The sequence below is a fragment of the Nocardia neocaledoniensis genome (assembly GCF_003182135.1).
Lineage (GTDB): Bacteria > Actinomycetota > Actinomycetes > Mycobacteriales > Mycobacteriaceae > Nocardia > Nocardia neocaledoniensis.
This window is the reverse complement of sequence record NZ_QGTL01000003.1, coordinates 515,674-534,704: the sequence shown is the minus strand read 5'-3', so window position 1 is coordinate 534,704 and position 19,031 is coordinate 515,674. Positions and strand designations below refer to the sequence as shown.

Annotated in this window: 27 protein-coding genes and 1 tRNA gene; 18 read left to right on the top strand and 10 right to left on the bottom strand. The window is 66.3% G+C overall.

What is annotated here, in order from left to right; translation table 11 throughout:
• Positions 1-21: 21 nt before the first annotated feature.
• A complete protein-coding gene (locus DFR69_RS10520; protein WP_110037270.1) occupies positions 22-366 on the top strand; it encodes a DUF1330 domain-containing protein in 345 nt (114 codons plus the stop codon).
• A 3-nt stretch (positions 367-369) separates the two neighbouring features.
• Here the strand turns inward: DFR69_RS10520 and DFR69_RS10515 are convergent, their stop codons facing one another.
• Positions 370-888 (bottom strand): MarR family winged helix-turn-helix transcriptional regulator, encoded by a 519-nt coding sequence (locus DFR69_RS10515; RefSeq protein ID WP_110037269.1) that lies wholly within the window; start codon positions 886-888, stop codon positions 370-372.
• 73 nt (positions 889-961) lie between these two features.
• Between DFR69_RS10515 and DFR69_RS10510 the strand changes: the two genes are divergently transcribed.
• Complete coding sequence (locus DFR69_RS10510; RefSeq protein ID WP_244198195.1) at positions 962-2,374, top strand: FUSC family protein; 1,413 nt, start codon at positions 962-964, stop codon at positions 2,372-2,374.
• Positions 2,375-2,376: 2 nt separating this feature from the next.
• Here the strand turns inward: DFR69_RS10510 and DFR69_RS10505 are convergent, their stop codons facing one another.
• Positions 2,377-2,883 carry a hypothetical protein gene (locus tag DFR69_RS10505; RefSeq protein ID WP_110037268.1) on the bottom strand — a complete coding sequence of 169 codons (507 nt, stop codon included), beginning with the start codon at positions 2,881-2,883 and terminating at the stop codon, positions 2,377-2,379.
• Positions 2,884-2,990: 107 nt separating this feature from the next.
• Complete coding sequence (locus tag DFR69_RS10500) at positions 2,991-4,178, bottom strand: ATP-binding protein (RefSeq protein WP_244198194.1); 1,188 nt, start codon at positions 4,176-4,178, stop codon at positions 2,991-2,993.
• A gap of 579 nt (positions 4,179-4,757) precedes the next feature.
• Here DFR69_RS10500 and DFR69_RS10495 point away from each other — a divergent pair.
• The gene (locus tag DFR69_RS10495; RefSeq protein ID WP_110037266.1) at positions 4,758-5,645 is read left to right on the top strand and encodes an exodeoxyribonuclease III; all 888 of its coding nucleotides are present in this window, start codon (positions 4,758-4,760) and stop codon (positions 5,643-5,645) included.
• Positions 5,646-5,671: 26 nt separating this feature from the next.
• Here DFR69_RS10495 and DFR69_RS10490 read toward each other — a convergent pair whose 3' ends face one another.
• Together DFR69_RS10490 and DFR69_RS10485 are read right to left on the bottom strand one after the other, a co-directional pair.
• Complete coding sequence (locus DFR69_RS10490; protein ID WP_110037265.1) at positions 5,672-6,181, bottom strand: DoxX family protein; 510 nt, start codon at positions 6,179-6,181, stop codon at positions 5,672-5,674.
• Entirely contained in the window at positions 6,178-7,074 is an 897-nt protein-coding gene (locus tag DFR69_RS10485) for a sterol desaturase family protein (RefSeq protein ID WP_110037264.1), read from the bottom strand. The genes DFR69_RS10490 and DFR69_RS10485 overlap by 4 nt, the downstream gene beginning before the upstream one ends.
• A gap of 87 nt (positions 7,075-7,161) precedes the next feature.
• Between DFR69_RS10485 and DFR69_RS10480 the strand changes: the two genes are divergently transcribed.
• Positions 7,162-7,764, top strand: a complete 603-nt coding sequence (locus tag DFR69_RS10480; RefSeq protein WP_167456222.1) for a TetR/AcrR family transcriptional regulator — start codon at positions 7,162-7,164, stop codon at positions 7,762-7,764.
• A 72-nt stretch (positions 7,765-7,836) separates the two neighbouring features.
• Here the strand turns inward: DFR69_RS10480 and DFR69_RS10475 are convergent, their stop codons facing one another.
• From DFR69_RS10475 to DFR69_RS34410, 3 genes are all read right to left on the bottom strand, one after another.
• The gene (locus DFR69_RS10475) at positions 7,837-8,484 is read right to left on the bottom strand and encodes a Uma2 family endonuclease (RefSeq protein WP_110037262.1); all 648 of its coding nucleotides are present in this window, start codon (positions 8,482-8,484) and stop codon (positions 7,837-7,839) included.
• Positions 8,485-8,516: 32 nt separating this feature from the next.
• Positions 8,517-8,590: transfer RNA gene (locus DFR69_RS34415), tRNA-Ser, on the bottom strand.
• Positions 8,591-9,082: 492 nt separating this feature from the next.
• Positions 9,083-9,244, bottom strand: coding sequence for a hypothetical protein (locus tag DFR69_RS34410; RefSeq protein WP_167456221.1), 162 nt, complete (start codon positions 9,242-9,244; stop codon positions 9,083-9,085).
• Between the two features lie 431 nt (positions 9,245-9,675).
• Between DFR69_RS34410 and DFR69_RS35525 the strand changes: the two genes are divergently transcribed.
• Positions 9,676-9,807 carry a hypothetical protein gene (locus DFR69_RS35525; RefSeq protein WP_279629846.1) on the top strand — a complete coding sequence of 44 codons (132 nt, stop codon included), beginning with the start codon at positions 9,676-9,678 and terminating at the stop codon, positions 9,805-9,807.
• A 600-nt stretch (positions 9,808-10,407) separates the two neighbouring features.
• Here DFR69_RS35525 and DFR69_RS10470 read toward each other — a convergent pair.
• On the bottom strand, positions 10,408-11,169 hold the full coding sequence (locus DFR69_RS10470; protein WP_110037261.1) for a glycosyltransferase family 2 protein: 762 nt from the start codon (positions 11,167-11,169) through the stop codon (positions 10,408-10,410).
• Entirely contained in the window at positions 11,166-11,963 is a 798-nt protein-coding gene (locus DFR69_RS10465; protein WP_167456220.1) for a GntR family transcriptional regulator, read from the bottom strand. The genes DFR69_RS10470 and DFR69_RS10465 overlap by 4 nt, the downstream gene beginning before the upstream one ends.
• A 192-nt stretch (positions 11,964-12,155) precedes the next feature.
• Between DFR69_RS10465 and DFR69_RS10460 the strand changes: the two genes are divergently transcribed.
• The 13 genes from DFR69_RS10460 to DFR69_RS10405 are packed head-to-tail and all read left to right on the top strand — an operon-like array spanning position 12,156 to position 19,018.
• Positions 12,156-12,605, top strand: coding sequence for a hypothetical protein (locus DFR69_RS10460; protein WP_110037259.1), 450 nt, complete (start codon positions 12,156-12,158; stop codon positions 12,603-12,605).
• The gene (locus DFR69_RS10455) at positions 12,602-12,886 is read left to right on the top strand and encodes a hypothetical protein (RefSeq protein ID WP_110037258.1); all 285 of its coding nucleotides are present in this window, start codon (positions 12,602-12,604) and stop codon (positions 12,884-12,886) included. Before DFR69_RS10460 ends, DFR69_RS10455 begins: the two co-directional genes overlap by 4 nt.
• A 2-nt stretch (positions 12,887-12,888) precedes the next feature.
• On the top strand, positions 12,889-13,530 hold the full coding sequence (locus DFR69_RS10450) for a DUF2637 domain-containing protein (protein WP_244198193.1): 642 nt from the start codon (positions 12,889-12,891) through the stop codon (positions 13,528-13,530).
• A gap of 1 nt (position 13,531) precedes the next feature.
• On the top strand, positions 13,532-13,735 hold the full coding sequence (locus DFR69_RS10445) for a hypothetical protein (protein WP_110037257.1): 204 nt from the start codon (positions 13,532-13,534) through the stop codon (positions 13,733-13,735).
• Positions 13,735-14,073, top strand: coding sequence for a hypothetical protein (locus DFR69_RS10440; protein WP_110037256.1), 339 nt, complete (start codon positions 13,735-13,737; stop codon positions 14,071-14,073). Before DFR69_RS10445 ends, DFR69_RS10440 begins: the two co-directional genes overlap by 1 nt.
• Complete coding sequence (locus DFR69_RS10435; protein WP_146229249.1) at positions 14,070-14,357, top strand: hypothetical protein; 288 nt, start codon at positions 14,070-14,072, stop codon at positions 14,355-14,357. The genes DFR69_RS10440 and DFR69_RS10435 overlap by 4 nt, the downstream gene beginning before the upstream one ends.
• Positions 14,357-14,584, top strand: coding sequence for a hypothetical protein (locus DFR69_RS34405; RefSeq protein ID WP_167456219.1), 228 nt, complete (start codon positions 14,357-14,359; stop codon positions 14,582-14,584). The genes DFR69_RS10435 and DFR69_RS34405 overlap by 1 nt, the downstream gene beginning before the upstream one ends.
• Positions 14,584-15,885: an FtsK/SpoIIIE domain-containing protein gene (locus DFR69_RS10430; protein ID WP_167456218.1), complete on the top strand. Its 1,302-nt coding sequence runs from the start codon at positions 14,584-14,586 to the stop codon at positions 15,883-15,885. Before DFR69_RS34405 ends, DFR69_RS10430 begins: the two co-directional genes overlap by 1 nt.
• Positions 15,882-16,160 (top strand): hypothetical protein, encoded by a 279-nt coding sequence (locus tag DFR69_RS10425; RefSeq protein WP_110037253.1) that lies wholly within the window; start codon positions 15,882-15,884, stop codon positions 16,158-16,160. The genes DFR69_RS10430 and DFR69_RS10425 overlap by 4 nt, the downstream gene beginning before the upstream one ends.
• Positions 16,161-16,165: 5 nt before the next feature.
• Positions 16,166-16,357 (top strand): hypothetical protein, encoded by a 192-nt coding sequence (locus tag DFR69_RS10420; RefSeq protein WP_110037252.1) that lies wholly within the window; start codon positions 16,166-16,168, stop codon positions 16,355-16,357.
• The gene (locus tag DFR69_RS10415; RefSeq protein WP_110037251.1) at positions 16,354-16,581 is read left to right on the top strand and encodes a hypothetical protein; all 228 of its coding nucleotides are present in this window, start codon (positions 16,354-16,356) and stop codon (positions 16,579-16,581) included. Before DFR69_RS10420 ends, DFR69_RS10415 begins: the two co-directional genes overlap by 4 nt.
• Positions 16,578-17,255 carry a hypothetical protein gene (locus DFR69_RS10410; protein ID WP_110037250.1) on the top strand — a complete coding sequence of 226 codons (678 nt, stop codon included), beginning with the start codon at positions 16,578-16,580 and terminating at the stop codon, positions 17,253-17,255. The genes DFR69_RS10415 and DFR69_RS10410 overlap by 4 nt, the downstream gene beginning before the upstream one ends.
• A 47-nt stretch (positions 17,256-17,302) precedes the next feature.
• Entirely contained in the window at positions 17,303-19,018 is a 1,716-nt protein-coding gene (locus DFR69_RS10405; protein WP_110037249.1) for a replication initiator, read from the top strand.
• Positions 19,019-19,031: the final 13 nt, after the last annotated feature.

Sequence of the window (19,031 nt, the reverse complement as noted above, 5' to 3'; positions counted from 1 at the left end):
GTCGATCACGAGGAGAATCGCATGAACGCCTACGTCATCGCCCGGTTGCGGGACGCCGCCCCGCACGCCGAGATCGCGGAGTACATCGAGCGCATTCCGGGCACTTTCGAGCCCTACGGCGGCCGGTTTCTCGTGCACGTCACGCCCCACGAGGTGCTGGAGGGGGAGTGGACCGGCGGCGTCGTGATGATCGGGTTCCCCGACCTCGACCAGGCGCGGGCCTGGTGGGACTCGCCCGCGTATCAGGCGATCGCGCCGCTGCGCTCCCGGCACATGGACGGCGACATCATTCTGGTCGGCGGCGTGCCCGACGGGTACGACCCCGCCGCCACCGCCGCCGGTATGCGGGCCGCGCTCGAGCCCTGAGGCTCAGGCTCCGGACCCGTGCTGGGACGCCCCGTCGGTGTTGTGGGAGACCCGGCGCAGCAGGTCGGCCAGCGTGCGGCGCTCCTGCTCGTCGAGTCCGTCGAGCAGCCGGTGGTCGCGCTCGGCCCGGTTCGGCAGTTCGGTGTCGACGAGTTCGCGCCCGGCCGCGGTCAGCCGCAGCAGCACCACGCGACCGTCCCGCTCGAACGGAAGCCGTTCGATCAGGCCGATCTTCGTCAGCCGGTCGGCGTTCTTCGTGGTGGACGCGCCGCTGGTCATGGTCCGCTCGGTGACCTCGCTGGCGCGTAGCGGGCGGTCGGCGCGGGCCAGGGCGCACAGCACTTCGAACTCGCCGCGGGTGATGCCCCGGGGCGCGAGCGCGCGGTCGAGCTGGTGCAGCGCCAGCGCGCTGATCCGGTTGATGCGCCCGATCACCTCGACCGTGAAGGTGTCGACCTCGGGATACGCCCGAGCCCATTCGGCCCGGACGCCGTCGACGAAATCGGGGGAGGTGTCGCCCATGGGTTCATCCTAGCGACCGGTTTCACACTATTTCGGATGTATTTTACTAGTGAAGTATATCTAGGATGGTGAGGTGCCCACCGATCTGCTGAACCCACCCCGCGCCACCGCGCGTCTGCGGCACTCCGGCGGTGCCCTGGCGCACTCGGTCTCCGCGTCGACCTGGCGCCGCGCGCTCGAGGTGCGCCCCGCGGACGCGACCGTGGCCGCCTCCCTGCGAGTCGGCGCCGCCGCCGCGCTGGTGTTCGTCGGCTGTGGCCTGCTCGACCTGCGGCAATACGTCGGCTTCGCCGTGCTCGGCGCGCTGGCGTCCGCGTTCGCCAGGCACGAGCCGCTGGTCCGGGTGACGGCCAAGGTGTCGCTGGTCGGCGCGCTCGTCGTCGCCTTCGTCGCCGGTGGTGGGCTGCTCGCGCTCGCGCGGGTGCCGATGTGGGCCGAGGTCGCGCTCATGGCCGTGGGTGCCGCCGTCGCCGCGATGTCGGTGTCGGCCTTTCGGATCACCGGTCCCGGCCCGGTGATCCTCGTCTTCGCGGCGACCGCGGCGGTCGGCTCTGTCGCGGTTCCCGCCGATATCGTCCACGCCTGCCTCGCGGCCGCGATCGGCGCGGGGATCGGCCTGCTCGCGCAGCTGCTGCCCCTGCTGGTGCTGCCGCTCGGCCCGGCTCGGCTCGCCGTCGCGCGAGCGCTGTCGGCCGTCGCCGCGCTCGAGGACGGCAGGCCCGTCGAACCGGCCCGCGCCGCCATCGCCCAGGCCCGGGAGAAGCTGGCGCTCAGCGGCGTTCGCGAGGCAGACTCGCGCCATCATCGCGATCTCGTCGCGCTGCTCGACGAGGCGGAAGCCGCCGTCGACGACTGGGTCGCCGGCGACCCGGCCCGGCTGCTCGAGGTGGTCCGCCACGAAGCCGAACTGCGAAAGGTCAAGCGGCGCAGCGTCATTTTCGACAGCGCTCCCGAGGTCTCCGCGCTGCCGCGCCCCGAGGGTTTCGTGGCGACGGGCCTGTCCGGCCTGCGTTCTCGCGTAGTGCTTGGCAACGCCGCCCGCATCGCCCTCGCCGCGGCCTGCGCCGGCTGGTTCGCCGCGGCGGCCGGGCTGCACCACCCGCTCTGGGCGTCGATGGGCGCGTTGGCCGCGATGCAGGGCGTCTCCTACGCGATGACCGTGCAGCGCGGTATCCAGCGATTGCTCGGCAATGTCGGCGGCGCGCTCATCGGCGCCCTGCTGATCGGCGCGGGCCTCGGCTACTGGGCCACCGCCCTCGTCATCGTCGTCCTCCAGGTGACCGCCGAACTCATGGCCACCCGCAGCTACGCCCTCACCTCACTCGCCGTCACCCCGATGGCCCTGCTAATGGTCGGCCTCGGCACCCACATCACCCCTGACATCGGCCTCAGCCGCATCGCGGACACCCTCGTCGGCGTCGCCATGGGCGTCCTCGTCGCGGCCCTGACCATCAGCCACACCGACCGCCACCACCTCCCCGCCTGAGCTCACCGCGCCCGCCCGGCCGAACGTTTGATCACCAGGAGCGTGATGGCCAGGACGATGGTCGCGACCGTCGCCGCCAGATAACAGAGGACGGCCACGCCGCTGATCGTGTGATAGACCTGCGCCTGCGCGTTGGTCAGCGTCCCCGAACCGCTGACGATCGCCACGATCGGAACGCCGTTCTCGTCCGCCGCGTCGGTGAAGTCGGGCATGGTCGCCGCCGCCGTCAACAGCGCGGCGTAGCCGGCGGCGAGCGCGCCCGCACACGCCACCCGCACCCGGGATCCGCCCCGCCGCATCACAGGCAGCGCGACCGCGACCGCCAGCACCGACGGAGCGAACACCACCAGAAACCCACCGAACAGGAAGATCACCAGCAGCCACCCGCCCGCCGCGAACCGCAGGGCGGTGACGGCGAGCATCACCATCATCTGCACCCCGAGCACCGCCCAGGTGATGGCTTTGGCGTCGATCCCGACCGGATTCCGAGGTGTGATGGTGGATGTCATGCACCCATGCTCGCCGCCCCCGCCCCACCGGAAATCCGTACGACTACTCAGTGGCCCCGGTAGTTCCGCGAATCACGGTGATTCGGCGGCAGGCGGTCAGCGATCGCTCAGCGAGCCGGGGTGGTCCACAGCGCGCTGATCGGGATGGCGGAAAGGCCGTCTCCGAAGGGAAGTTGCTGGTCACCGCAGTAAACGACCAAACCGGCGTGAAGGCGGTCGCCGAGTCGGCGTTGCAGACTTCGGAGACCCCGGAAGTCGTCGGTGCGGACAGTTTCGGCGGCCTTGACCTCTATCGCGACCACCCGGCCCGCATTGTCCTCGAGGACGGCGTCGACCTCGTAGCCGTCACGATCGCGGTAGTGGTGCAGCCTGGCCATGGTCGTACTCCAGGTGAGCTGTCTGGTCAGTTCGCCGAGCACGAAGGTCTCCACGATGGCGCCGGTCGTCGCGTCGTTGGTGATGCCGGTCAGCAGATGAGCGGCGAGGCCGGAGTCGGTGAAAGTCAGTTTCGGGGTCGAAATGGCGCGGGTTGTCGCGTTGGCCGACCAAGCGGGGACCAGGCGGATGAGGTAGATGAGTTCCAGGATGTCGACGTAGTCACGGACGGTCGTCACCGGTATGCCCAGATCAGCGGATAGACGGCTGTAGTTCAGTAGCCCGCCGGTCTGGGCGGCCAAGGCGGCGATGAGCCGACGCATATCGGATCCGCGTCGGATGTCGGCGACCTGGTGCACGTCGCGGGTCATGATGTCGTCGAGGTAGGAGCTGAAGAACTGGGCGCGCCGCCGGGATGCGGTACGGCGAATGGCTTCGGGGTACCCACCCCTGGCAGCCGCCGCCAGGTAGTCCCTACGTCTCAGCTCCGACGGGCCGGTGCGGAATTCGGCGCCCGCGGTGAAGACCGCGTCGATGAAACCATCTGGGGCGCCGCTGATTTCGCCCTGGGAAAGCGGAAACAGCTCCACAGTTTCCGAGCGCCCCGGCAGTGAATCGCCCAGGTTGCTCAGTCCGAGCAGCCTGGCTGAGCCGGTCAGCAGGAAGCGGCCAGGCCGTGGGTCGCGGTCGACAGCGTGTTTGATCGACAGCCACAGATCGGGGACGCGTTGGACTTCGTCGATCATCATCGTCCCCGGGACGTCGAGGAATGCGGCGGGGTCGGCCGCTGCGGAGGTACGGGTTCGCACTTCGTCGAGATAGCGTTTGGTGACCTCGGGAAGGCCTCGCAGGCATTGCTCGGCCAGCGTGCTCTTGCCGGTCTGACGGGCGCCGTTGATGATCACCACTCGCGTGTCCATCAATGCTTCTCTTACCAGCTCAGAAGCTTTTCGCGGTAAGAGATCGGCGGCGTGATGCATGGCGGAATACTACCGCGAGTCGTCAATCTGCCGAAGAGTGTGCCGTCAATCTGCCGAAGGTACCTCCGTCGATCTGCCGAACCGGTTCCGTCGATCTGCCGCGTCCGGCACCGGCACGATCGCGTACGCGTCGCTCAGCTGCTTCGGAGTGACTCGGGGACGACCGCGCAAGCTCGCCCCGTAGCGCACGCGACTCCGAGCGCCTACTTGAATCGACTGACAGCGACAGCCGAAAGATCCGGCAGTGCCACTGGGCTGTCATCGGTGTGTGTGCTGTATTCGAGCCCCCCTTACCCCAGGTGGCCATCACCTGGATGTGTGGAACTTGGGACAGAAATTCGTTCACGCCGGGAAATTCGACCGACAGCAACTTGCGAACAGTCGATTCTTCGTGTGGATCGAGTGGGCGTGCGGCTATCGGTCTTCTGCTCATGGTTCCTCTACTGGCAAGGGCTTGGTCGCGGGCCGCGTACCGGAGCTGCCCCGGGAGGGGACAGGGGGCTCCGGCACAGTGTTGCCATGGGTTCGTCGGTCGCTGACTCTTTCACTGTCGCCACATTCAACGTCAACGGCATCCGAGCGTCACGTCGTCGTGGATTCGACGAGTGGTTGCGGGCGCGGTCGGCGGATGTGGTCGCACTGCAGGAGTTGCGTTGTTCCGCAGCTGATGTGGGAACCTTCCCGGGCTATTCGGCGGCAGTGGACGTCGGTTCCGTGGCCGGTCGTAACGGTGTGGCCGTACTGACCAGGGTTCCCGCCGCTGCCGTGCGGACCTGGGTGACCCACCCGCCCAGGGCCCGCGGACTCGGTGAGTTCGCCGCACAGGGGCGCTATATCGAGGTCGACCTGGCCGACCGCCCGGTGACGGTGGCCTCGCTTTATCTCCCCAAAGGAGGTCTGCCCGCGCATCTCCAGCGCCCGGGATCGATGCGCGAACTGCCCGACGGTGGGGTCAAGTACGAACGCAAGCAGCGGTTCCTCGCGGCGTTCGCCCGCGAAGTGCACCGGAACCGGCTCGCTGCGCTCAGCGCGGGACGTGAATTCGTCCTCACCGGAGATCTGAACATCGCGCACACCCAGCACGACGTGACCAACTGGCGTGCCGCCCGCACGATGGACGGCTTCCTGCCCGCCGACCGCGAGTGGTTCAGCTCGATTCTCGGCACGCGCCGGCTCGTCGACGTGGTCCGACAGGTGCACGGCGACCGCCCGGGTCCACTCACCTGGTGGAGCTGGGCAGGCCAATCGTTCGCCAAGGATGTGGGTTGGCGAGTGGACCACCAACTCGCAACCCCCGGCCTAGCCCGCCTCGCCACATCCGTCGTCGTCGACAAGGAACCGTCACCTGCCGAAAGGCTTTCGGATCACGCGCCCCTGGTGGTGGCCTACTCGGCGACGTCGGCCTGAGACGTTCTGATGCCCTACGAATCGGATCAGAGGTTTTCGCGCGGTGCTGGACGCCAGCATGTGACTAGCAGCAGCGCTGCCGACCCGACGCCGAGGACGGCCGCGATCCCCAGTGCTGCCATGCCGTTGAGGTCGATGTCGACGAGGTGGTCGGCCGACCACCGCCCGGGTCCGAGCGTGGCGGTCGCCAGGGCCATCGCGGCGAGGACCGCGGTGTACTCCCATCCCTGACCCGGCCGGAAGATGAAGAACCCGTTGCGCAGGTGCGCGGTGATCAATGCGACCGTCATCGTCGAAACGACGGCGGCAGCGGTGAACGGCGTGAGCAGGCCGACGATGAGGAGCAGGCCCGCCGCGATCTCGGTCGCGGTGGCGAGCACCGCGTGCAGCTTTCCCGGACGCAGACCGATCGAGGCGAACCATCTCGCCGTGCCCGCGAGTTTGCCGCCGCCCCAGGCGTGATTGATGCCGTGGGTGAGTACGACAGCGCCGAGGGTCAGGCGCAGGATCAGGTCGGCGGCGTCGACGGCGCTCACGCGGACTGCTTGTCCGGCGCGGCACTGCTCGCCCGCTGCGCGGCGGGCTGCCAGCCGGGCGGGGCGAAGACGTAGCCGAGCCGGTCGCGCCACCGGGTCGCTCGGCGAACATCGCCGATGATGTTGCCGTACTCGCGATACTGCAACTTCAGCACGTTGTAGGTAGCGACCGGAGTAGTGAGACCGTAGGTAGGCGTGTGTAATTCGGCCTGGAAGGTGCCGAACATCCGATCCCAGATGATCAGGATGCCGCCGTAGTTGCGATCCAGGTAAATCGGGTCGCTGCCGTGATGCACCCGGTGATGCGACGGTGTGTTGAAAACGAATTCGATCGGACGCCACATCTTGCCGATCGTCTCGGTGTGGGTGAAGAACTGGTAGATGAGGTTGAAGGCGAACGCGACGTAGATCGTCCATGGTGCGAAGCCGAGCAGTGGCAACGGCAGCCAGAAGATCGCCTCCGACCACGGGTTCCACTTCTGTCGTAGTGCGGTACCGAGGTTGAAGTACTCGCTCGAGTGATGGGCCTGGTGCGCTGCCCATCCGATTCGGACGCGGTGCGAGAAGCGGTGATTGCAGTACCAGGCGATATCGACGACCAGTAGCAGCAGCGGCCAGTACCACCACGCGTCGGTCGGCAGATGCCATGGCGCGAGCTCCGCCCACACGATTACGAACAGCAGCAGCGTCAGCGTCTTGAAGATCAGCATCGCCACGATCGCGCCCATGCCCATGGTGAGGCTGGTTCGCGTGTCGATGGGGGAGTAGGCGCGTGGACTCGAATCCGCGTCCGCGTGACGCAGGCTCGCTGCCTCGATCCCGATCAAGACGAAGAACGCTGGGATGGCATAGAGCAAGGGGTTGTTGATGTGGTTCCACAGTGTGGACAGCAAGCCGACTCCTTATATAGACGCAGGAGTAATTTACGAAAAAGTAAATTCGAGGTCAAGGGGCCGGCCGAGGGATGATTGGATGGTGGGGTGAGTACAGCCGGAACCAAGGGGGTCCCCCGCGCGCGGCGCGAGCAGTTGATTCTCGACGCCGCGGTGGCCGAGATCGGCCGCACCGGCTATGCGGGGCTCTCGCTGGCCGACGTCGCGCAGCGTGCTGGGGTGTCGAAACCGCTGGTCTACACCTATTTTCAGTCCAAGGACCTGATTTACGTCGCGTGCGTGGAGCGGGCTGAGACCATCCTGTGCGATGCGATCGAATCGGCGATCACCGCGGGCAACGACCTGCTGATGGCGCAGCGAACCCTCGACGCGATCTTCGTCGTGCTCGAACCGCGTCCACACGACTGGACCGTCGTGTTCGACCGTTCCCACCCCGAGGAAGGCCCCGCTGCCGACGCCGCCCGCAGGGCGCGCCGCCGCATTGCGGCGCAGGCGGCCCGCGGCGTGGCGGGTGTGCTGGGCGCCGTCGACCTCGCCGACCCCGATGACCTCTCCGCTCTCACCGATATCTGGATGGGAACGGTCACCTCGCTGGTCCTGTGGTGGCTGCGTCATCCCGACCAGACCGCGGCACAGATGAGCGCCCGCAGTCGCCGGCTGGTCGCGGCACTCATCGCTACCGCTCGCTGATGCCGCCGGCCGGGCCTACCTCGAGTTCATCAGCTGCCGCTGACCGAACCCTGACGAAGCCGGCGCGAGATCTCAGTATTCGAGGTCGGCCCAGCTGAGGGCGAGTGGGAAGGGGTGGTTCAGTGCGATTTCGGGGTGGACGGTCGGTGACCACTCGCTGACCAGTGCATACTGACGCGGGCGCAGGGGGGTGACGCCGGGCGGAAGGTCGGTGGGAGTCGCCAGCACGTAGGTCAAGATGGTGTCGATCCGGCGGCCTTCGCGATCGAGCAGTACTTCCCAGTACTCGTCGATCCCGGCCTCGGCGTAGCGCGCCTGTTTCGTCAGCATGTGGCCGATGTGGTTGGACGGGGAGAGCACTTCGCCGACGATGACGACGTCCTCGGCGAAGATCGGCGTCCACGGCTCGCCAGGGCAGTGATAGACCATGAAATCGGGGGTGAGGAAATCATCCTTGGCGCGACTCAGGAAAACATTGGTCTCTGTGTCGACCTGCCAGCACTCACCGGGGCGGGCTTTCATGCTTCGTCGCGCGGCGCTCTCCAGTGCGTTGCGCAGGCGAGTGGCGAAGCGCTGGTGTTCTGGCGGGCCGGTACGAACCCACACCGGGCGCCCTTTGATCAATTCGATGCGTTCCGACTGGTCAGGAGGCAGGGCGCTCAACTCGTCCCAGGTCATGCGATCGGGCAGCGGGGGGAACTTTGTCGACGGGTTCGACATTGTCGTTCCTCCTCGCGCCCTACGGACTCCGGTGCCCTCGGCAGGATTCGAACCTGCGACACCCGCTTTAGGAGAGCGTACTACGGCTGTTTGGCCTGGTGACGGCGTTGGTTGGCATCGTTGGTGACGATGGTCTGACCTGGGAAAATGAAGTTGCTTGCGTTGGTGCGTGTTGGCTCCGTCGGGTGTTGCTGCGTACGAACTGCGTACGAGAGCGGCGGGACTGAACCCCCGCCGCTTTGTCGTGTCCGGTCCACGGTGGCCCTGGTCTGGGTTGGGTTGCGCATGAGGTGGGCTGGCTCCCCGTCTGCCCCATAGGGCCTGCCTGTCACGCGCAGAGGCTCACAGGTCAAGGGTGGACTTGTCCATCAGCTTGCTGACGCGTAGCGCCCTTGAGGTGTGAGGGGCGCGGGATCACAATGCAGGCCAACCCAGACCAGGGCCACGCGGCCACCGGTCGCGATACCACCGACCTCGCTGGAGATTTGTTCAGCAATTCGCTTCGGGGGACCTGACCTGGGGTCGACGTCGTTGGCGACCCGCTACCGGCTTCGTTGACGGCGGCCAGGTGGTGAAGGGGGCCGAAGCCCCCGGGCGGTCAGTGGTACTCGGCCAGCTGGCGCATGCTCTCGTGGTAGTCCTCGAGGCAGGGCTGGCAGACGAGGCAGGGCTTCCAGGGGCCGGGTTCGAGCTCGGGGAAGACGGTTGTGGCGGCGGCGGTCTGGCAGGCCCAGCAGGTGACGGGGGCGGTGATGGCCATGATCGGGGTTCCTCTCCGGTTGGGGTGGTCTGACTCTGTGTCGGTGGGATCTGGGCTCGCCCGGACCAGGCCGCACCCGCCCCGGCAAAGGCTCACCACCCGAGGTGGTCACCCGGCAAAATGGCCGCGGTGAGGTGAAGATCCCGAAACGACGTCGCCGCTGGTGACCACCTCGGGTGGTGACACGTCTTGGTCTTTGCCGGGGTGGGTGTGGTCTGGTACGCCATCGGCAGATTCCGTCGGCACAGAGCCGGGCCGCACCAACTGGAGAGGAACCCTGGTGACCATTGCTGCTGATGACGTGGGGATGGCGAGACCACCGCTGGTGACGGACACGAGGACGGGCCGATCAACTGGAACCTGGATCGGCTGGAACCAACCAGGTCGGGAGTGCGGCAGGCCGGGATTTCCATGGCAAACGAGCGGAGCTCGTGCGGCAGCACCGTATGGGAGTCGGTGAGCTGGTAGCCGTCGACACCGGCTGGATGCCGGCCGAATTGCCGACGTTCGCCGGACAGCAGACCGGGAACAACTCCCCGTCACGCCCAGCACTGCTCGGGTGAATGCAAAAGCCGGCCGAAGAGGCGGGCTGCCACGGTATGGCGCTGAGCGTCGCCGACGTGCCGACGCGCCGCGGCGACGTCCGTTTGGAGCCGCGCTGCGCGTCGCAGCGCGGCGGCGGCGCTCCGCGCCGCCGCAGGCGCCCTTGACTCTATATAGCCGAATTCGGCAACCACTTCGTTGAAGTGACGGGCGCTCAACAGCTCGGGGCGTCGTGAGCTATACCTGCTCGCTCCGCGAGATCGGTTGGCGTTGTTGGCCTTCCACCTGACCGGCTCGAGTAGGCTGGCGGTACCTCCAGCCCAGGGGCGGTACGGGACCTGGTCACCGTGCCGTGCCGGGAAAGGAGGTGGTGGGAGATGGCGAAACATCGCCGGAGCAAGCAGAAAGCCCCGGTCGATTACGGCGTGCTGTTGGTAGCAGCGTCCGTGATCGCCGGGGCTCTGTTCCTGGTCAGCCGAGTTTGGCGGGCTAGCTAATCCCATCAGGGTGGGCCGTCGCTGCAACGGCGGTCCACCCGCTCGACATCACTCGACATCACTCGCGTGATGATGACATGTTATCAAGATGGCGCGCATTGCAGGGCGCTAGTGCGCTCCGGCTCAGACGCGCTGTGCTTCCATGTCGAATGTCGTCGTGAGGTGCATGGATGTGGCGCGCTCCTCGATGAGATGCATTCGGGCCGTCCGCTCTGTTGGGTCGACGTGGGTCGGGTGTGCGGTCATTTGGCCATCCCACTTGCGGTAGAGCAAGCCGGGTTCAGCGTTGAACCAGCCATCAGCGAGAGCGTCCGCAGCGAGTAGTAGCCCAACGTCCTCGGATGCTGGCAGGGCCATCCAGCCGCCAGCTGCGAGCAGCAGATCACGGCGAATGCAGAGCGAAGCCGGGTGTACCTGTGCGCGAAAGTCGTTGCGCCGCCAGTGGTCTAGGACAACTCCGCTCCGCAAGCGGCCATCCTCGGGGTCCTGGTCAAATCCAACGGTCGTTCCGTCCGGCAAGTAGTCGAGGACCCTTGATGTGGTCCAGCCAACGCCCGGCTGCGTGAGCGCTTCTATGTCACGCGCAAGGGTGCCGGGGGTGAGCTGGTCGTCTGAGTCGAGGACCTTGACGAAAGTTCCGACCGAGCGGGCCAACGCCAGCGAGCGGCAGACCCCGGGGCCACCATGTCGGCCCACTCCCGGCCGGATTCGCGAGTCGTTTGGAAGCATGGGAACTGCGGCCCCGGTGGTCCCATCCTCCTGCACGATCCATTCCCATGACCAGCCGTCCGGAAGTTCCTGCGCGACGAGAGATTTGTAGGCGGCGTCAAGATATTCGGCGACAGGTCGATAGGTTGCCGTAATGACAGAGACTGTGCGGTTCATCTTGCGTCCCAGCGGTTGAGTTTGGTGGAGAAGACGAGTTCGGTTCGGTCGCCAGGCAGGATGACATCGGAGAATTCGACCGTGCGCCCCGTGGTGTCTATCGTCCGTTTCTGAACCACAAACACCGACACGCCTGTTGAGAGGTCGAGCTCTTCGGTCTCGGCAACTGTCGGAGGTCGAGTGCTGATCGTCTCATCAACGCGGTCGACCTCGATGCCGATGGTGAACAGCTGGTGCTGTGTGCCACCTGGCCATGGTTCGTTGCTGTCGTTCAGCAGCTCGGGGTTCTTGGCGGCGAGTTCGTACGAGAGGTACGACGTGCTGAGGTTCAGCGGCATCCCCTCGTGATCGAGCATCGTCCGATAGTCACGTTGCAACACCCTGTCTCCGGCTGCGATTGCCAGAAGGCCGGCGATTCGCTCGTCAGCGCCGATCACGCTGTAGCGAGCGGAAAATCTGAGGTCGCTGACGGTGACTCCGGTGTCGCGTTCAGTTGAGCCGGTTGCGCGACGCTCGGACTCTGGCAGTCGAACGCGGTCTTTCTCCCACTGGTACCGAGCGGCATCGCGTCGGACCTTCTGACGTGGCGCCCGGACAAATGTCCCGATCCCGTGCCGTGCGTCCAGGAGACCTTCGCTTCGCAAGACTTGAAGGGCTTGGCGGAGTGTCGGCGGGCTGACCTTGTACTTCTCGATCAGCGAGGACTCGCCCGGGATTCGATCGCCGGGGATTAGCTGCCCGGATGCGATCTGCTGTCGGATGTCGTCCGCGATTAGCTCGTACTTAGCTGGCACGGCACTACCTCTCACTGTCGAAGACCGCTTCATCTTATGTCCTCTGTAGGTGTTGACTTCCTCAGGTCCTATGTGCTTCTCTATAGATGTTGGTTCTATAGAGGACCATAGAAGTACCGCAGTTTACCCGCTCCGGGGCGATCGACAAACGGGTTCATCCACGAAGCCCCCACCACGACAGGAGACAAGATCATGGCTTTCACTCGCGGTCACCGCTTCCCGGTCTCGCACGCCGAGGCGTTCCCCATGGGCCTGGTTCTGAACGGCCAGATCGAGCCCGCGGTCAAGTACAACCAGGACCGCAACGCGCCCCAGGAGCAGCGGCGCGATTACGACACCAAGACCGGTGAGGGCACTGGCTTGCTGATGTGGAAGGCCAACGTCACCGATCCGCACGAGCCGAAGGCCAAGCGCAAGAGCTTCGAGCTGTTGTTCCTGGCCGAGAACGTCCCGGTGCCCGTCACGGACGAGGTGGTTCCGGGTACGGGCATGCGCATGATCGAGGTCGAGGGCCTGATGGCCGAGCCGAAGGTGATGGGTACCGAGCAGTTCAAGTACCTGGGTTACCAGTTCTATGCCGGTGGCATCAAGGGCGACAACTCCGGTGCCCGCAACGTCACCGCCGAGCGCAAGGCCGCGTGACCGCGATGTCGTCCATCAGCGTGACAGCGTCCGGGTGTGAGTCGATCGAGGTGGAGTACCGGCCGTCTCGCCGGGCTGATTGGGGTGGTGAAATCCCCGCCAGTGTGACCATCTGGCTCGATGGCCGGGGCGGGCGTTCGATGGTGAGTCTGGCCATCGAGCATGTTCGTCTACTGGCCGAGCAGCTGCCGGATCTGCTGATGTCGCATGACTCGGCTGAGCGTGCGGCCAAGGAACAGGCTGCGGCTCAGAAGGCTGTGGCCGCGTCCAAGGCGGCGTGACCGTGAGTACGGCGGATCAGCAGCCCAAGAGCATTCGGTGGGCACGCTGGTCCGCCGTTCTCATCGTCCTGGCGATCGGGGGCGCGGCGTTCGTGTTGTCGTTCGCGGCCCTGCGTGACCTCGCGGTCATGGCCCACACCCCCAACCATCTGGCGTGGCTGTTCCCGGTGATCGTGGACGGCACCATCATCCAAGCCACCATTGCCGTGCTGGCCCTGGCCGACAGCCCGGAACGATCGTTCTTCACCCGCGTCCTTGTCGCCGGGGCAACGGTGTCGATTGGCGGCAACATCGCTCACGCTCTGGTCTCCGGCCACGGAGTCTTGGCCGCGATTCTGGCGGTGATCGCTCCGGCTGCCCTGCTGCTCGACACTCACGGTCTGGCCGTGCTGCTACGCACCCGCACCCCGGCACCGGCCGAACCCACCGAGGAACCGGCCGATGAACCCACCGAGGAATTGGCCGACGAACCCGCCGAGCCTGCCGTCACGAAACCTGTTGAGCCTACGCCGGTTCCGGCACCGCCACCGGTCCGCGCCCCGATTCCCCCCGTACCTGTGCGGCCGACTGTTCCCCCGCCTGTGCGGGTGGTCCAACCTATCCAGCCCCCGCGCCCGGTCGCGGTCCCTTCAGGAGGTAACTGACATGTCCGACAACGCGTTCGCCACCGTGACCACGATCAACGACGGCGCGCCGGTCACCGCCCGGTATTCGGAGACCACCGGCATGGTGGTGCTCACCGTGGGCGCGGTCCGGGTGTTTTTGCCCGTGCTCGACGCCGCGACGGCCGCTGACGAGATCACCGCGGCTCTCAACGCCTACACCTCGACCCTGCTGGCGGTGGCGTGATGCTGCACAAGCGTCAGGGTTACTGGGAGACCCGCCATGCTCCGACCTGGTCGCGGGGCTGGATCTTCGACAGCGACAACAACCGCCGCGTCGTGCGGTCCCAAGGCGTGCTGGGCGTGCTGTATGACCCGGAGGTCTGCGACGGCACCCCGGGCATCATCGTCGCTCTGGGCCATGACCTGAGCGGGCTGAATCTGGAGCTCGCGGTCGGTGAGGCCATGGAGCTGATCGAGATGCTCGCCGCGGCGATCGGTGAGGCCAACGGCGTCGTTCAGCCCTTCATCGACGTCACCGACACCAAGTGCAAGTGGCTGTGCTGCAAGGCGGTCCAGCGATGAACGCCCGTCTGGCCTTGCTGGCCATCCCCGCCATGCTGGGCCTGTTCCTGGCCCCGGTGATCATCCCGGCCGTACTCACCGACAACGACACCTCGGACGGTCTCGGCACGGTCCCCACGGTCACCACCTCCGACGTGGCGGGGTGCGCGATGTTCTGCGCCGAAACCCCTGGCTGTTCGGTCTTCTGCGATGAGCCCGAACCGGGCTGCTCGATGTTCTGCGACACCCCCGAAGTCGTGGCGGTGTGCGCGATCTTCTGCAACGAAACCGAGGAGGTGCGCTGATGCGTACAACCACTCTCACCCTGCTGACCGGCCTGGCCACCGCCCTCGCGGGCACCGTGGTCACCGCTCCGGAGGCGGTCGCGGCTACCGAATGCGTGATGTTCTGCGACAACCCCGCCCCCGCCGAGACCGACGCCACCGAGAAAGCCGACCCCGGCTTCGACTACTGCATTCGCTGCGGTCTGCCGCTCCCGTTGATCGGGCTTCCCCGGCAGGAGGCCGCGTAATGGGAACGACTGTCGTGTCGCTGTCGACCATCCTGGCCACCGGGCTGCTGTTGTGGTGGCGTCACCTCGACGGCGTGGTCAGCAAGGTGATCGAGCGCGACCCGTACGCCACAGTGCCGGCCGAATTGCGTACCGCCGCTCTCGTGCTGACCGATCACCGTCACCTTCAGCTGATGTGGTCGGCGGTCGGTTTGGGCTCGGACGGCAACTGGCCCAACATCGTCGGCGGTGTCGACACCATCCCTTCGGGCGCGGTATTCGACGTGCAGGTCGTCGGTGGTCAGAAGCTGGCGGACTGGACCAACGAAGCGACCCGCGACGTCCTCGCCCAGTACCTCGGGGTATCGAAGGTGCTGGTCTCGGCTGCTGGTCCGGGGTTCGTGCGGATCGAGCTGCGGACCTTCGACACCCTCGCCCAGCCGGTCACCGCGCCGGGTGTGGAGTCCACCGGTGTCGACCTCGAGGCGGTGCACGTCGGTGTTCGTGAGGACGGTCAGCCGTGGCTGCTGCGACTGCTGTATGCCCACGTCCTCCTCGCTGGCGCGATGGGGTCGGGGAAGGGCTCGGTGCTGTGGTCGGTGATCAACGGTGTCGGTCCGGCGATCAAGGCCGGGTTCGTGGATGTGTGGGTGGCAGATCCCAAGGGCGGCATGGAGTTCAGTGCTGGCAAGCGGATGTGGGTTCGGTTCCATACCGACGCTGACGGCATCCTCGGCATGCTCGAAGAAGCTGTCAATGTCATGGACGAGCGGTCTGCCCGCCTGGCTGTCGCCGGTGTCCGCAAGCACGTCCCCACCACTGATGAGCCGCTGATTCTGATCATCATCGATGAGGCCGCCGCCCTGTCGTCGTATGCGACCCGCGATCAACAGGAGAAGTTCCGCCAGCTGACCGGGCTGTTGCTGTCAAAGGGCCGCGCGGTGGGTGTCTCGGTGATCGCGGCGTTGCAGGACCCGTCGAAGGAGACGATGCCGAACCGGCAGTTGTTCCCGGTCCGGATCGGGCTGCGCCTGGACGAACCGACCCAAACGGCGATGGTGCACGGGCAAGGGGCCAAAGACCGCGGTGCCCTGTGCCACGAGATCCCCGACACCACTCCCGGCGTCGGCTACGTCGGGGAGGTCGGCACCACCGAGTTCGTTCGGGTGCGCGCGTTCTGGATCTCCGACGAGGACGCTGACGCGATCGTGGATGCCTACGCCCCGACTCCTGCCGTCGACCTGGCTCCGCAAGGCGATTACTCCGACTTCGACCCGGACTTCATCCCCGGCGAAGACGACGAATTGGGGCGTGCGGCATGAAACGCGGCTTCTGCACCGAATCGCACGTTGTCGTCTACTGCGACACCTGCGGCGACATCTACACCGACGCCGCTGGTGAAGCGATCTGCTTCGGCTCCACCAACCAAGCCGTCTCGCTCCTGGGCGCTGATCGTTGCAGCGGCTGGGTCTACGACGGCGACACCATCGTGTGCGACATCTGCGTCGCCACACAGCAGTGCCAGCGCGACGGGCACCGGTTCACAGAACTCGAATGCACCGTCTGCGGAATCTTCCCCACCGACGAACAGGAGTAATTGCTATGTCCCGCAACATGATTCGCACCGACAACGGTATCGCCGATGTGATCGACTTCGCGTCTCGCTCGCGCTGCCGCTCCGAAGCCCGTGGCCTCGATCCGCTCGCGGTCGCGGTGACCGTGCTCGCTCAGACCGGGGCCTCACCGCTGTGGGGCACTCGTGACGACTACGCCGGATGGGACGACGCGGCATGAGGATCAGCCCGCACAAGGCCAAGCACTGGGGCCTGCTGTACGGCGAGACCGTCAAACCGCTGCCGAAGGCTCGCAGTGCGGCGGATGCCTACATCGCCGCCAGCAAGGCCCCCGCCCCGCATCCCGATGTCGTCTACCGCCACGACCCCGCCGACCCCTGGCGCACGATGCACAGCGACAACGAAGTAGCCACGCAACTCGAATTCGATTGGGACGCAGCATGACTCGCACAACCACCTACAACACCCCCACCGGGACGGTAGCCACCACCACCCATGACGGCGGGTTCTCCGACGATGTCCTGGACGCGCTCGGCCGTCTCCTGGTCCTGGTCGTCACTGGCTCGTTCCGGCTGATCTGGTGGGCGCTGCTGTTCCCGGTCCTGTCCCTGCCCGCCGGCCTTTCGATCGCGGTCGGGTGGTGGCTGGGCTGGCCTGCCGGGGTCGGGTTGGCCGGGGTGGCTGTCGCGGGGATGGTGCTGTGGCGACTTCGGAGCCCGCAGACCTTCGAGCGCTGGTGCTCCGGCCGGATCCGGTCCCGCTTCCTGGCCTGGTTCCGCTACCGACGCCGCTGGGTCCCCGTGATGGCGGCGTGCTCACTGGCCAAATCCGCCGGTGGCGCCGTCCAGACCCCCCGCCTCATCTCCGTCCACATCGGCGACGACGTGGACACGGTGAAGGCGAAGATGCTGGCTGGCCATGCCCCAGACGACTGGTGCAACCGCTCCGAACACCTCGCCCACGCGTTCGGCAGCCATCAAGCCAAGGTCGCGATCGTCGGCCCGAGCCTGGTCGAACTGGCCTTCCGGCGCAGCGATGCCCTGGCCGAACCGGTCGTCGTCGACGTCGAATCCGTCGCCGGGTTCAAGACCCTGCCCGGTACCCGCAAGGCCGCATGACCACCACCACACCATCCGATATTCACCGAGCTGAGGGAGGCCGCACCATGGACAACTCGACCGCCACCGTTGACGGGACCATGCCCGCGGCTTCCCTCGGCCGTATGACTGCCGCCGAACGTCGTGCGATGCCGTCGCTGAAAGACATTGCTGAGGCCGCCGCCGAACGAGAAGGCGTGTGCGCCCGCGTCGTCCCCATGCGCGCCGTGAACGACAAGACCGGCAAGATCTCCTACATCGGTGCCCCGTGCAAATGCCGATTCGAATCGGTGTGCCCGGCCTGCGCCAAGGCCTATCGCCTCCTGCGCGCCAACCAGCTGCGTGAAGGCTGGTGCCTGAGTGAGGAACCGGTCGATGAGACCGTCGAGCCCACCCAGGAACAAACAGACTTGCTCGGCGCCCGAGCACTGATGGCTGAGCAGTACCACCATTACCGCGATGTCGGCGACGACGAACAAGCCGACGCGCTGCGTGATCTCGTCGCCGAAATCGACAAAGAACTCCGCGAACTCGGAGTCAAGGGCCGATTCCCCGCCCTCGATGAGAAACCGCGCCGCAAAGCCAAGAGCACTCGCCGCCGCCAGGACGTACCGAACCTGCCACGCCGCAAGGTCGAAAAGCGCACCATCGGCGAGGTCTACAACGGCTACCAGCCCTCGACGTTCCTCACCCTGACGCTGCCCTCGTATGGCGCGATCAACCAGGTATGGGACGCCAAGGGCGGCAAAGACGGCAATGGCGCGATGGTCTCCGACGGTTCCCCAGTCGACCCGGACACCTACGACTACGCCCGTGCTGCCCGCGATGCGATCCACTTCGCTGCCCTGGTTGACCGGTGGGTTCAGAACTTGCGTCGGGCGGTCGGCTGGAACGTGCAGTACTTCGCCAGCGTCGAACCGCAGAAACGGGCCGCACCGCATGTGCATCTGGCTATCCGGGGTTCGGTGTCGAACAGGATGCTCAAGGCGGTCACCGCCGCGACCTACCGTCAGATCTGGTGGCCCCACTTCGACCGCGAGGTCTACTCCGGTACCAACATGCCGGTCTGGGACTACGAGGCCGGCACTTTCACTGACCCGAAAACCGGTGTCCCGCTGACCTCGTGGGATGACGCGCTGGCGGTGATGGATGAGGTGGACGACCTCGAACCCGCCCACGTGGTGCGTTTCGGCGTGCAGGCCAAACCGATTCAGATCCTCGGTGGCACGGACAAGATGGAACGCCGGGTGCGGTACCTGACGAAGTACCTGACCAAGAGTGTCGGTGACCTGCTCGATCCTCCGTCGCGTCGTGTGGCCGAGCATTACGACCGGTTGCACGCCGAGATGTGCGTGACGCCGTGCTCGCCGAAGTGCGGGGTGTGGCTGCGATACGGGATCGTGCCCAAGGGCGCCAGCGAGAAGACCCAGCCCGGACGGTGCAACACCAAGGCCCACCGTCGTGAGTTCCTCGGAGTCCCCGGTCGCCGGGTCCTGGTCTCGAAGAACTGGACCGGCAAGACCCTGCCCGATCACAAGGCCGAGCGTCAGGAATTCGTTCGGCAACAGCTCGCCGCCGTCGGTATCGAGAAGCCGGACACCTCACATATTCGGGTGTATCCGGTCCCGCCCGGTGATCCGGACGCGCCACCGCGTGAACACCTCGTGATGGCACACGCGAATGCCCGGCAGGCATGGCGCATTCAGTACACCAACGCCCGTATGGCTTTGGCCGACGATCCACCGGGCGCACTGATTTCTGTTCAGCAATCCGCAGCAGCATAGGGAGGAATGTGAG

Coding starts and splice junctions, on each gene's coding strand:
- DFR69_RS10520 (WP_110037270.1), top strand. CDS start 22: ATGAACGCCTACGTCATCGCCCGGTTGCGGGACGCCGCCCCGCACGCC.
- DFR69_RS10515 (WP_110037269.1), bottom strand. CDS start 888: ATGGGCGACACCTCCCCCGATTTCGTCGACGGCGTCCGGGCCGAATGG.
- DFR69_RS10505 (WP_110037268.1), bottom strand. CDS start 2,883: ATGACATCCACCATCACACCTCGGAATCCGGTCGGGATCGACGCCAAA.
- DFR69_RS10500 (WP_244198194.1), bottom strand. CDS start 4,178: ATGGACACGCGAGTGGTGATCATCAACGGCGCCCGTCAGACCGGCAAG.
- DFR69_RS10495 (WP_110037266.1), top strand. CDS start 4,758: ATGGGTTCGTCGGTCGCTGACTCTTTCACTGTCGCCACATTCAACGTC.
- DFR69_RS10475 (WP_110037262.1), bottom strand. CDS start 8,484: ATGTCGAACCCGTCGACAAAGTTCCCCCCGCTGCCCGATCGCATGACC.
- DFR69_RS34410 (WP_167456221.1), bottom strand. CDS start 9,244: ATGGCCATCACCGCCCCCGTCACCTGCTGGGCCTGCCAGACCGCCGCC.
- DFR69_RS10470 (WP_110037261.1), bottom strand. CDS start 11,169: ATGAACCGCACAGTCTCTGTCATTACGGCAACCTATCGACCTGTCGCC.
- DFR69_RS10460 (WP_110037259.1), top strand. CDS start 12,156: ATGGCTTTCACTCGCGGTCACCGCTTCCCGGTCTCGCACGCCGAGGCG.
- DFR69_RS10445 (WP_110037257.1), top strand. CDS start 13,532: ATGTCCGACAACGCGTTCGCCACCGTGACCACGATCAACGACGGCGCG.
- DFR69_RS10440 (WP_110037256.1), top strand. CDS start 13,735: ATGCTGCACAAGCGTCAGGGTTACTGGGAGACCCGCCATGCTCCGACC.
- DFR69_RS10435 (WP_146229249.1), top strand. CDS start 14,070: ATGAACGCCCGTCTGGCCTTGCTGGCCATCCCCGCCATGCTGGGCCTG.
- DFR69_RS34405 (WP_167456219.1), top strand. CDS start 14,357: ATGCGTACAACCACTCTCACCCTGCTGACCGGCCTGGCCACCGCCCTC.
- DFR69_RS10430 (WP_167456218.1), top strand. CDS start 14,584: ATGGGAACGACTGTCGTGTCGCTGTCGACCATCCTGGCCACCGGGCTG.
- DFR69_RS10425 (WP_110037253.1), top strand. CDS start 15,882: ATGAAACGCGGCTTCTGCACCGAATCGCACGTTGTCGTCTACTGCGAC.
- DFR69_RS10420 (WP_110037252.1), top strand. CDS start 16,166: ATGTCCCGCAACATGATTCGCACCGACAACGGTATCGCCGATGTGATC.
- DFR69_RS10415 (WP_110037251.1), top strand. CDS start 16,354: ATGAGGATCAGCCCGCACAAGGCCAAGCACTGGGGCCTGCTGTACGGC.
- DFR69_RS10410 (WP_110037250.1), top strand. CDS start 16,578: ATGACTCGCACAACCACCTACAACACCCCCACCGGGACGGTAGCCACC.
- DFR69_RS10405 (WP_110037249.1), top strand. CDS start 17,303: ATGGACAACTCGACCGCCACCGTTGACGGGACCATGCCCGCGGCTTCC.